This is a genomic window from Stenotrophomonas sp. NPDC077420 (genome assembly GCF_044543385.1).
GTDB lineage: Bacteria > Pseudomonadota > Gammaproteobacteria > Xanthomonadales > Xanthomonadaceae > Stenotrophomonas.
In genome coordinates, this window is record NZ_JBITVZ010000010.1 from 86,420 (window position 1) to 98,176 (window position 11,757).

Consider the following 11,757-nt stretch of genomic DNA (forward strand, 5'->3'; position numbering starts at 1 on the left):
GGAACCCACCATGACCCCTGCCTCCGACGCCCACGACACCCCCACCGGACCTGATGAAGAACAGGCCCAGCTCGACCAGATGGCCCAGCTGTTGTTCGAAGGCGCCCAGACCGGCGCCGCGATCAAGGACCTGAAAGGGGTCAGTGACGACCTGCTGGAGAGCGTCTACGCCTACGCGCACCGTTTCTACACCGACGGTCGCCTGGACGAAGCCGAAACGTTCTTCCGCTTCCTGTACCTGTACGACTTCTACAACGGCGACTACGCCCTCGGCCTGGCCGCGGTGCTGCAGATGAAGAAGGAATACGCCAAGGCCATCGACATGTACGCGCTGGCCTATGCGCTGCTGAAAGGCGACGAGCGACCGATGCTGCATGTCGGTCAGTGCCACCTGGCCATGGGCAAGCTCGCCATGGCCAAGGGCTGCTTCGAAACCGTGCAGCTGCGTTCCACCGATCCGGCCCTGCTTGCGCGGGCCAGGGTTTACCTGCAGGCGCTGGCCAGCACCGCTGCCGTCCCGCCTGACAACAACGAGGACACGATTTCCGAATGAACACCATTGCTTCCGCCGGCCTGACGCCGCTGGCCTTCACCTCTACCGCCGCAGCGCGCAACGACGCCGCCGCTGTCGCCGCCGGCTTCGGCGCGGTGTCGCTGCAGCGCATCCAGGCCATCGACAGCCAGGTCCAGCAGCTGCTGGCCGACGCCGCCGGCGAGCGCCAGGCATCGTCCGAGACGGAAGCACCCAACTCCAACACCCCCGCCCTGCGCAGGGCCGACCTGCCGCGCCTGCTGCGAGCCGCCCAGCAGCAGGCTGCCGCCCGCAGCGCATCGCAGGTGCCGATGACGCCGGAAGCGGCGATGAACTACCTGGCCATGCAGCTCAGCGAGCTGATCACCACGGAAAACAGTCGCAGCCTGTCCGCGCAGCTGGAGCTGGTCAAGCTGCGCCTGGCCGAGCGCGCCGCCAGCGCCGCCGAGCTGTCCGAAGCCATCCGCCTGGCCCAGGCCCTGGTGGACGCCGCCATGGGCGATGTCGGCACTGCCGAAGGCGAGCTCGCGGCCGCAGTGGAAGCACTGAAGAAGGCCGAGGCAGACGTGGCTCGACTGGAACAGGCGCTGGCCGACGCCCCGCCGGAAGAGCAGGACGCCCTCCGCGCCCAGCTCGAAGCCGCCAAAGGCAAGGTGACCGAGCAGCAGGCCCGCGTGGGCGAGGCCACCAAGGCCCTGGCCGACGCGGTGGCCGTGCTCGACAAGGCGCTGGGCGACCTCGACGCCTTCAAGAGTGAGGCCGACAAGCTGGACCCCAACGGCAGCGTGAGTGCCCGTGGCGACGAAAAGGCCCGCACCAATGCGGCGATGCTGGGCGAGCTGCTGGCCGTGCTGCAGGAAATCATCGGCAAGGCCAACGACGCCAAGCTCGAGGCCGACACCCGGCTGGTGCAGGAAGTGCTGCGCCTGCGTGAGGCGGAAAACCTGCGCCGCTCCCAGGAATACCAGGACGAACTGGCCAAGGCCGAAGCCGCGCAGAAGAAGATGGGCTGCATCGGCAAGATCATCGGCTGGGTGGTGACCGCCGTGGCCGTGGTCGCCGCACCGTTCACCGGCGGCGCCAGCATGGTGCTGGCCGGCGTGGGCCTGGCCCTGGCGATCGGCGAAGAGCTGGGCCTGAACGTGATGGGCAAGATCATGGAGCCGATCATGAAGCTGGTGATGGAGCTGGTGAAGCAGGTGGGCAACATCATCGGCGACGTGCTGACATCGCTGGGCGTTTCCTCCGCGTTCGTGGACAAGATCAAGGACGTGCTCGGCGTGATCGCCGTGGCCGCCATGATCATCGCCGCCGTGGTGCTCACCAAGCGCGTGGCCGGCACCGTCGCCGTGCAGCAGCTGGCCAAGGCAGTCACCCGGGCCGTGTCCGAGGCCATCAGCAAGGCGCTGCCGCAGATGATCAAGGCCGCCGCGCGTTCGGTCAGCCAGACCGTGGACGATGTGGCCAGGTCGCTCAGCCAGACCGTCGCCAAGCTCACCCACAGCAACGCCGACACGTTGGCGGTACGCACCGGCCAGGCCATCAAGGCCTCGCACACCCTGCAGTTCGCCAATCAGACCAGCCAGGGCGTTGGGGCCATCGTGATCGCGGAGATGTATGTCGATGCTGCGAAGCTGCTGAAGGAACTGGAAATCGGCATGGCCGACAGCAAGATCTTCCGCGACCTGATCCAGAAGATCCTGCAGTACTTCATGCAGACCAACAACCTGGTCAACGACCTGTTCCAGAAAATGGCCAACGTGCAGGAATCGCAGCACGACGCCGCCCGCTTCGTCACCGCCCGCATCGGCAACGGCAACGCCTGAGCGCGTCGTCCCGCCATTACGTCACACAAGGATCAACATGGAACTCACTACCCTCCAGCAGGCCGGTCACGCCACCAACTTCCTGCCGCGCCACCACGCGCTGACCCAGCCGCCCAGCACCGCCGGGCTCCCCCAGGAAATGAACCTCGACACGCTGGCTACGCTGGTCGAGGCGGTCACGTCCGGTACCACCGAAGAGCAGCGCACCCGCGGCAAGAGCGCCGGCGCCAGCGCCGTCCAGTTGCGCGAGCCGGCGATGGACGAGGCAGCCGCCAAGCTGGTGCTCGCAGGCGTGATCATCACGCTGCCCAACCTGCTGGCCGCGCTGGCAACCGCCCGCGACCCGGTCCAGACGGAAGCCGGCACGGAAGCGCGTATCAGTGAAGGGGTCGCCGTCCAGTCGCCGCCGCGCGCGGCCGTGGAAGGGCCCGCAGCCACGATCAGCCAGGTGCCGGTGACCGGCGCGGACACCGACATCGCAGACCGCTCGGCGAACGTCGGCGCATGGCTCAAGAGCAGCCCGTTCAGCAACCTGCTGGCGCTGCTGCGCCAGATCCTGCTCAAGTTCGAAAAGCTGGATCGCGACAACAGCGCGCAGATGGTCCAGATCCAGCGGGACATCACCGTCATCGCAGGCGAGAAGGGCGTTGAAAAAGCGCGTGAGGGGCTGGCGGGTGCCCTGGGTGCGGCATTCGTAACCGCAGGGGTTGGTGCGGCGTCGTTGCACCAGAGTTCCAAAGCGACGTCGATGGAGGTGGGAAGCATCAAGAACAACCTCAACGTCGCCAACAAGACCAAGATCGCCAGTGAGACGGCGCCGGGTGGCATCCGCTCCAGTGGTACCCCCAGCGACGAACTGCGCGCCGCGCGCAACGTCGACGGCGCCAGGCCCGCAGCACAGAAGGGTAACGAGCGGGTGCGGGCAGACCTGCAGGCGGACGTCGACGCCGATCGGTCGGCCATGGATGCCGCAGCCAAGCACAGCAGCCAGCGTGCCAGCGAGGAAAGCGCCCAGGCAGGTCACGCCGAGTACATGGCCAAGGCCCGGATTCCCGCCAGCCACGCCATGATGCTGAACATGATGGCGCCTGCCGTCGGCGGATCAGTGTCCGCCGGCGTGCAGATCGAAGCCGAAATGACCGAAGCCGAGCGCCAGCTGTTCCTGCAGGTGGCGGACGTGTTCCGGCGTATCGCCGATGGGCAGCAGGACCAGTCGGTCCGGTCACGCGAAATGCGCGACGCCGCCGCGCAACTGTATGAAGCCCTGCTCAACCTGATCTCGGCCACCAGCGCCCATATCATTTCGAAGTCCTGAGTCCGAACATGACCAATGCCATTGACACCACTGCGTTCCGTACCGGGACGCAGTTCATGCAGAATCTCCAGTCCGACCTGCAGCTGGAATCGCTGAAGGCGCCTGCCATGGATCCGGAGATCCGCTCCCGCCTGCTGCAGTTGGGGAACGTCATCCGCAGCGCCTCCCGCGCTGCCACCACACAGCTGATGCTTACGGGGCAGTTGATGGAGGAGGGCGTGGGTACCGCGGGCCCACCCCATACCGACGTGCTCAGCGATCCCGGTGCGTTGGAAGAGCTGAACAGGAAGAAGCAGAAGGAGCGCGTGCTGGTGTCGAGCCTGCGCAAGGCGCTGGATGACTCGGCCCGCACCCAGGCCGACCTGCTGGCCGCTTTCTCCTTCCTGCTGCCACAGATCACCCCGGGCATGCTGCCGGAGGATGAGCCGGACATCGGACTGCCGGGCTTCCAGTCGCCGATGAAGAACCCGGCCGACATGGACATGAGCGGCCTGATCTGGAACTCCCATGCCGATTTCTTTGCCCAGATCAGCGCGCTGCTGGAAGTCCTCAAGACCGAATGGCTGAGCAAGTACCAGGATTCGCTGGCGAAGTTCCTTGAGTTCTACCAGGAGTTCTCCGACATCATGGAGCAGATCAAGCCAGAAGCGTCGGGTGACAAGGGCGATGTCGTCATCGACTTCAACAAGATTGCCCACGCGCTGAAAGATCTGATGCAGAAGTACGGGCAGGACGCCAATGCGCTGGCCTCCTTCCCTACGCGCGCCGCTGCAGAAGCATTCGTCAAGTCGATGGGAATCCCACTGACGATCACGGAATCGGCAGACGGAACGTTCCACGTCAAGATGGATATGAAGGCGGTTTCGGACCTGGTGGGGCAGATGCCGCATCTGCCCAACAACCCTTCGTTCTCGTATCCGGTGAAATGGGACAGTGCAAAGTACAACGCCTGGGTGAACGCCAAAGACAGCAACATGGAGCAGATCAAGCACGTGAGCAAGGTGCTGGGTGAGAAGCTCAACGAGATGACCCAGAAATTCGACAACATCGTGAAGATCCTCAGCTCGTCCATCGAGAAGATGTCCGAAGCCAACAATGCCTACGTGCACAACACCTGATCACCCGCCGCGCGGCGATCTCACCGCGGCCCGAGCAGCAACCGTGCGCAGCAGATGATCACTCGGCCGGTGCCATTCCCTGGCACCGGCGTCCCATCAGCGGAATATGGAGAGGAGCAACGCCGTGCCTTACATCACCCAGGCGCCATCGCCGGTCGCCGTCCTTCGTCCGTTTGGTCTGCCGCCGTCCGAGTCCTTCACGGTGCCGGTGGAAGCGGCGGACATGAATCCCGAGCTGCGGTCCCGACTGAAGCAGGCGCTTCGTGTGCTGCAGACCTCGAGCCGCGACGCGGAGCGATTCTTGCAGGCGGCGACGTCGGCCCTGGGCGCGGAGGCGGCGAAGACAGCCGTGCTGCACCTTGAGCACGCCGAAGAGGCAAGCCGCCGCTCGCGAGCGGATGCGCAGCGCGCCATGGCCTTCCTGCTGCCACGCATGGACCCGGATGAGCAATCGGAGGCCGAGGCAGCGGTCATCGACGCGCTGAGCGAAAGTGCCGAGAAGCTGGATGCCGGTGCGCTGGTGTGGCAGTCGCATGCCGACTTCTTTGAACAGATCGGGGTGCTGCTGGCCGTACTGCAGACGGAGTGGTTGAGCAGGTACCAGGACGCAGTGAGCAGGTTCATTGAGTTCTACCAGAAGTTCTCCGACATCATGGAACGGCTGAAGGTGGCCGCGTCCGGTGACAAAGGGGCGGTGGCGGTTGATTTCACCGCGATCCATCTGAAGCTGACCCTGCTTGCCCGTGACTATGCGCTCGATGGGAACGCATTGGCGAGTTTCAGCAGCAAGGGGGCCGCAGAGGCCTTCAAGCAGTCGCTGGGTCTACCCGGATTGGAAGCGACCGGACCTGACGCCAATGGCGTCTACCACGTGAAGATGGATCTCTCCCCTGTCACCGACCTGATCACCAGCATGGAAAGTGGAAAGCCATCGGAGGCGGGTAATCCCTTGCCCGCCGGCCACGTGATGGACAGCGCACGCTACAACGCCTGGGTGAGCGCGAAGGACAGCAACATGGAGCAGATCAAACACGTGAGCAAAGTGCTGGGCGAGAAGTTGAATGAAATGACCCAGAAGTACGACAACATCGTGAAGATTCTCAGCTCGTCCATCGAGAAGATGTCGGAAGCGAATAACGCTTACGCGCGCAATACGTGATCCATCCGGCACCAGACCGCCAGGATCGGACCGTCCCCGGTCGAACTTCATACTCAATACATTGTAGAGATTAATGGCGTGCCCATTGCCAAGATGGGCAACGTCAATCCGTACCGAATGCACGTCGCGTTGCGGATGCAATCCCCTGGAGAATTGTCATGCCTGATCTGATTGCGGCACCCGCCGCGCCCGTTGCCCCGCCCCGCAGAGACCGTGTGCCGGTCCTGGGTGATGTTGTTGGAAAGCTGCAGTTGAACGAGCTTCGGAATGACGCCGCCGCCTTGAGGAGTCCCTCGGATGCAGCCCGTTGCCGGCTGGCTTACTCGGCGGGGGACTACGAGTCCATGGCTGGCGCGGACGCGATGAAGTCGGCCCGCAATGTGATGTGCGGTGCGCTCGATGCGCAGTCTGGCGCAGACGCAGTGGCGCTCAAGCGAACCGTCCATCTGTTTGGTGCCACCAGCGCTGAGCAGGTCGGGCCGACGCTGGTCGAGAACCTGACCACCTTGGGCGCAGCACGGGCCGGTGTGCAGGAACTTATCCGCGAAGGTAAACGGACTGATCTGGGACCCCTGCTGCGCAGGCTCGATGCCTGCATCGTTGATATCGGCGTCAAAGCCGGAAAGTGCAAGGGCATTCCAGAAGCGGTGCTCACGGACAAGGCGTCCGGCCAGCTCTGTGCAGCGGTTCGGCACGGCAAGGCGGCCATGGTGGAGTGCGCCGGGAGCGTGGGTGGACAGGAGCTGCTGCGCGGCATCGCGCAATCCATTCTGCCCAGGTCGATCACGCACGCCATCCAGGACAGGCTCTCTCTGGTGGCTGACAAGTACATCGGTCCCACGGCACAGGGAAGGCTGCTGGATGCGCTGCAGGCGCAGGCAGCCGGCAAGCTGGAGCAACGCATCGTCGGCAATTTGAATGCCGGCGGTCCGGAGGCGCTGAACGCCGCCATCCTGCACGTGCTGAAGACGGCGGAGTACATCATTCAGGGTGAGCCGGGTGGCGCGAATGGTCCGATCACGCCGTCCAACGCGTCGAAGCTGCCTGACGACGCGCCGACATGGCTGCGCGACCTCGCCAAAGCGAACACGCCGTTCATCTACAACGTCGCCAAGAATGAAGTGAGCGACCTGGCCAAACAGTCCCACAGCCCGCCGCTGCAGATGGACTACGTACGCAATCTGACGCGCGACGCATTCCGGAATGGCGTTGCCTTCGGCCGCCAGCTGGAGCGCAACCGTCAACTTGAGCACCGCGTTGATCAGCTGGAGCGCGCGCTGAAGGCGGCACGGGAGAGCAATGGCGCCGGGCTGATCCGGAGTGAACCTCTTGCGCAGAAGGTTGCTCAGGCATCGGAGGGTGTGCTCCCGCCCGGCGGCGAGCTGGATCCCCTTTGGCTCGATGACGTCGGTCAGGCGCACGTCCGCTTGCAGCCCAGCGATCCACCCGCCGATGAATCCCGTCGTGTCCTGCAACGGCAGCATTCCCTGCACCAGGCGTCTGACAACGCCATCCCCGCGGATGAAGATACTGACTCGATCGCCAGTGGGCACAACGCGTGGGACTTCACGTGGCTGCAGCTTGACCAGGCAGATCGGAACAGCCAGCAGGATGCAGACGCGCTGAACGGGCAGGGGGCCCAGCACCTGGGCCGCAACCAGCGCAGCCAGGAGGATGAAAGCACCCGCCGCACGCAGGGCAACCGCAACCACCAGCTCGACCGGACGGACGAGAACCAGCATGGCGACCGCCAGTTGCACAACGCGTCGAACGAGCAGCTACCGCCCAGTGGGCAACTGGACGACACGGCGCGCCCGGACGGCGGACAACGGAACGCCCGCGTTCTGGAGCAGACCCATCTGTCGAACCGCAACCAGCAGCACCAGCGTCTGGGCGACGGGCAGCAACGTGTGCAGGCGCGCACTGACCTGCATGACGCACGCAGCAGCGGCGGTGCAGCCGCGGGCACGTCGGTGGTCGGCGAATTCGTCAGCTACCTGCAGGCGCTTGGCATAGAAGAGCGTCCGATGCCCCTCGATCCGTTCCGGCCGCTTGGCGAGTGGACGATGACCGAGCATGACCTGGAGCCGGATATGCAGCGTCCCAGCGCGAATCGAACGCTGCAGCCCGGTAACGCCCAGGAATTCTTCAAGGCACGGGCCAGCAGGATGGGCCAGCCCTACCGTCCCTTCAGCACCGGTCCGATTCGTGCGCCCGAGACGGCCAAGCTGCCTGAGCTGTTGGACCTCATCCAGCGGCATGGCCAGGAGAACCTCGCGCCCGGTCATGTGCTGGCGCGCCGGGGGCTGGCTGCCGTCCCGCCGACCCCGATGACCATCCGCGAGGCCGACTCCCCGCTCGCAGAGAAGTTCGCGGCGCTGCAGGACCGGAAGATCAAGGCCGCTGCGCGCGGTGCTTGGCCGAGCGTGGCCGCCGACCACGGGCGCGCGCCGAAGCTGTTCATGTCGCCGCGCGAGGAAGCGCTGCTTGGACCCGCCGTGATCCGCAGCGTCGCTGCCGAGTTCAGCCGCGACAGCCAGCCGAACCCGCCGCAGACGGCCTCCGCGTCTGCTGACCCTGCTACCAGCGTCAGCACCCCGGTGAGCGGGGCATCGCGTCCGGCGCGGGCCTCTGCCATTCCCGAGCTTGCGCGCTCCGTGGTTCTGCCCTCGCGCGCCGACCGGCTCAGTGCCATGCGCGTTCGATCAGCATCGATGGTCAATGCGGGCAGCATGCTCAACCCACTGGCGCGTGAGATCATCAGCAATTCAAGGATTCCACGTGCGGAACTGGTGCGTCAGGCGTCTGTCGACGAGACCCCGAAAGCGGTGAGGCGCAATGATGCGATGGACTTGCTGGTGGGGGAAAACTGGGAAGACACGTCCATTTCCGCCGATGCGGATGGCGATGCCCCCTGGGTGATTACGGACGCAGACGCTACGGAATGGGCGATTCCGGGCAGCGTTGATTCCGGGACGGAATCTCCAACCGACGCCGGTCCGCTGGAGGCCGCCGATTGGGATCCCACCACGCTTGACAGGATCGACCGCGTCGCCGACCGGGCGCCGGTGGACGCCAAGCGCGCGCTCCTGGACGAACTGCAGGCGGTGCAGCGTGATCCGAGCCGGCTGACCCTGCGCAAGACCGAGCGGCTCGCGTCGTGACACCTGCGCTGACCCTGCAGGACCTGCGCAGACTGACGGCCGCCCATCTGGGGCGGCCGTTGGAGGAGATCGGGTCGCAACAGCGGCTGGTGGAGGACCTGGACATTGACTCGCTGGAGATGCACGCGCTGTTGATCCAGATCGAAGAAGCCGGTGCCGCCCTGCCGGACGCTGACGCCCTGCGCAGCGTGATCACGCTGGCCGACCTGCACCTTGCGATCGCCGGTCCGGAAGCGGTGACGTGACCCGCTGGACGGCGGCGCTGGCGGTGGCGCTGGCTGCCGCAGCGCCGTCGGCCTCGGCCAGCGCGGTGTTCGCCAGCCTGGACCGCAACGGCAAGCTGCAGGTCACCGATGCCCCCCTTGCGGGGGCAAAGGCGTTTGACCCGCATCGGCCCTACGTGCCGACCGCGCGCAACGCCACGGCCAAGGCCAAGGCAGCGGCGGCCACGCGCAGCGTGCCGACGCCCAGCGCCATGCCCACGGCGGCGTCGCGCTGGAACCCGCTGATCCAGCAGGTCGCGCAGGAGCATGGCGTGGACGCGCACCTGCTGCACGCCATCGTCCGGGTCGAATCCGCCTACAACCACCAGGCCCGCTCACACGCGGGCGCACTCGGCCTGATGCAGGTCATCCCCGCAACCGGCAAGCGCTTTGGTGCCGAGGACCTGTTCGATCCGTTGCAGAACCTGCGCGCGGGCACCGCCTATGTGGTCTGGCTGCAACGGCGCTACAAGGGCGACCTGGACCTGATGCTGGCCGCCTACAACGCCGGCGAAGGCGCGGTGCAGCGGCATGGCAACCGCATTCCTCCCTTCAGGGAAACACGCCAGTACGTTGCCCGGGTCACTGCGTTGTACCGCGCACGGGCGCATTGAGCAGCACCGCACGGCTTGCGCGCACCTGCATCATCCCGTCTGCAGTACTGCAACAAAATGTAGTGCAGGGACATTGAAACTTCTTTCATGGTTGGGTTTCCGGGTAGCTGTCAGTCTGCGCGTCGTCGCCGCAATGCCCCTTGCATTGCGTACTTCCGCTTCTGCTTCCCCGGACACCCATGCTCCCCGCCCACAAGTTGAAACTGCTTTCCGGCCCGCTCGATGGCGTGGAATTCACCCTCTCGCCCGGCGACACCATTTTCCATGTCGGCCCGGCACGCACCCTGCATCAGAATCAGCTGGGCGCCACCCTGGCCAACGCCGACAACGTCTTCTACATTCCGGGTGACCTGGCGCCTGCCTCGTTCCGCGTGCACGTGGCAGAAGATGGCGTCCGCCTGGAAGTGCGCGCTGAAGGACACGACAGCTGGTCGCTGCAGGCGCTGCCGCTCAACAGCGTGGTCCACGTTGCCGGCCTCGCGCTGGCGGTGCGGGCCGAGGGCGAGCCGTGGTCGGCTGCGGTGCTGGACCACCGGCTTCCGGTCGTGCTTGACGACGGCCTGGCACTGCCCTCGGCGCCGCGCGTGGCGCGTGCCGGCGGCGTGCGTCGCTGGGCCGCGGCTGCGGCCGTGGTGGCAGTGGTGGCCACCGGCGGCTGGTGGGCGTACGACCGCCAGCGTCCCGCTACCCAGGTACGCACGCTGGAAGCGGCACTGGCGAAGTCGCCCTACACCTACAGCGTGGTGCACGACGCGGACGGGCGCCTGTATGCCTTCGGCGACAGCGCCGAAGCGGTGGCCTGGGGCCAGCGCGCCAGCCAGCGTGCCGGCCGTCTGCACGACCAGTACCGCGAACGGCATGCCGAAGCCGCACGGATTGGCGCCGTGCTGGACAGCGCCGGCGTGCCGTATGCGGTGATCCGCCTGCGCACGCCGCAGCAGCCGGAAGTGGTGATCACCGCGCTGGGCCTGAACGACGCCGAGCGGCGCCGCCAGGTACAGACGCTGCTGGGCCCGGAAATGCCCTACGCCAGCAGCATCGACGTGCGTTCGGTCGGCGATGCGCAGCTGGTGGAGATTGCCCGCGCCGAACTGCGTGCACGTGGCATCAGCACACGCGCCGGGGCGCAGGCCGGTCGCGCCAGTGTCGCCAACGATGTATTCCTGGACGACGCGTCGCTGCACGCGATGGCGCGTTATCGCGACGATTTCGTCCAGGAGTGGGGCGAGCGCCGCGTGCGCATCACCATCCGTTTGTGGGACGACCTGTTCAAGGGGCGTTCCTACCAGTATTCCCAGGACCAGCTGCTTTCCGTGGGCGAAGGTCGCTGGGAGTTTTCCACGGCGGGTAGCCGTTGACCATTTCAATTTTCTTGGAGCAAATGCAATGACTGAAGTTATCAAGCCGGGTGCCCCGGTCACCGTGGGCGACGATTTCGATGGCGATGTCCAGGGCCCGCAGTGGGGCTGGCTGGGCGACCACAGCGATCGGTTCGATCATGGTGTGGCGAGGCTGAAGGATGCGTTGGACAAGGCGTTCAAGGCTATCGCGGGCGACGAGAACGGCGAAGGGGGGGATCCGACCAACCCGGCAAAGTTGGCCGAATACCAGACCGCCCTGTCCGGCTACACCACCTACCGCACCCTGCAGTCCAACTCGGCCAAGAGCCTGTCGGACATGCAGAAGCAGAACGCCCGCAACCTGGGTTGACGTAACGCCGGTGCCGGTGGCCACGCTGCCGGTGCCGGCCCCCCACGCGGGCGCAA

The 11,757-nt window shown here is 65.8% G+C and carries 10 protein-coding genes; all 10 read left to right on the forward strand.

Annotated features, from left to right (window positions below; all coding sequences use genetic code 11):
- Positions 1-10: 10 nt before the first annotated feature.
- The 10 genes from ACIGII_RS11625 to ACIGII_RS11670 all read left to right on the forward strand — a co-directional run bounded on the left by ACIGII_RS11625 (position 11) and on the right by ACIGII_RS11670 (position 11,701).
- Complete coding sequence (locus ACIGII_RS11625; protein ID WP_399638272.1) at positions 11-553, forward strand: SycD/LcrH family type III secretion system chaperone; 543 nt, start codon at positions 11-13, stop codon at positions 551-553.
- Positions 550-2,358 (forward strand): type III secretion system translocon subunit SctE, encoded by a 1,809-nt coding sequence (sctE, locus tag ACIGII_RS11630; protein WP_399638274.1) that lies wholly within the window; start codon positions 550-552, stop codon positions 2,356-2,358. The genes ACIGII_RS11625 and sctE overlap by 4 nt, the downstream gene beginning before the upstream one ends.
- Positions 2,359-2,395: 37 nt before the next feature.
- A complete protein-coding gene (locus ACIGII_RS11635) occupies positions 2,396-3,673 on the forward strand; it encodes a hypothetical protein (protein ID WP_399638275.1) in 1,278 nt (425 codons plus the stop codon).
- A gap of 8 nt (positions 3,674-3,681) precedes the next feature.
- Positions 3,682-4,791, forward strand: a complete 1,110-nt coding sequence (locus ACIGII_RS11640; RefSeq protein ID WP_399638276.1) for an IpaD/SipD/SspD family type III secretion system needle tip protein — start codon at positions 3,682-3,684, stop codon at positions 4,789-4,791.
- 124 nt (positions 4,792-4,915) lie between these two features.
- The gene (locus ACIGII_RS11645) at positions 4,916-5,950 is read left to right on the forward strand and encodes an IpaD/SipD/SspD family type III secretion system needle tip protein (RefSeq protein ID WP_399638277.1); all 1,035 of its coding nucleotides are present in this window, start codon (positions 4,916-4,918) and stop codon (positions 5,948-5,950) included.
- Positions 5,951-6,108: 158 nt separating this feature from the next.
- Positions 6,109-9,114, forward strand: a complete 3,006-nt coding sequence (locus tag ACIGII_RS11650) for a hypothetical protein (protein ID WP_399638278.1) — start codon at positions 6,109-6,111, stop codon at positions 9,112-9,114.
- The gene (locus ACIGII_RS11655) at positions 9,111-9,359 is read left to right on the forward strand and encodes an acyl carrier protein (RefSeq protein ID WP_399638280.1); all 249 of its coding nucleotides are present in this window, start codon (positions 9,111-9,113) and stop codon (positions 9,357-9,359) included. The genes ACIGII_RS11650 and ACIGII_RS11655 overlap by 4 nt, the downstream gene beginning before the upstream one ends.
- Complete coding sequence (locus tag ACIGII_RS11660) at positions 9,356-9,991, forward strand: lytic transglycosylase domain-containing protein (protein ID WP_399638281.1); 636 nt, start codon at positions 9,356-9,358, stop codon at positions 9,989-9,991. Before ACIGII_RS11655 ends, ACIGII_RS11660 begins: the two co-directional genes overlap by 4 nt.
- 179 nt (positions 9,992-10,170) lie before the next feature.
- Entirely contained in the window at positions 10,171-11,349 is a 1,179-nt protein-coding gene (locus ACIGII_RS11665; protein ID WP_399638282.1) for a PrgH/EprH family type III secretion apparatus protein, read from the forward strand.
- Positions 11,350-11,377: 28 nt separating this feature from the next.
- Positions 11,378-11,701, forward strand: a complete 324-nt coding sequence (locus tag ACIGII_RS11670; RefSeq protein WP_399638283.1) for an EscF/YscF/HrpA family type III secretion system needle major subunit — start codon at positions 11,378-11,380, stop codon at positions 11,699-11,701.
- The last annotated feature ends 56 nt before the right edge of the window (positions 11,702-11,757 follow it).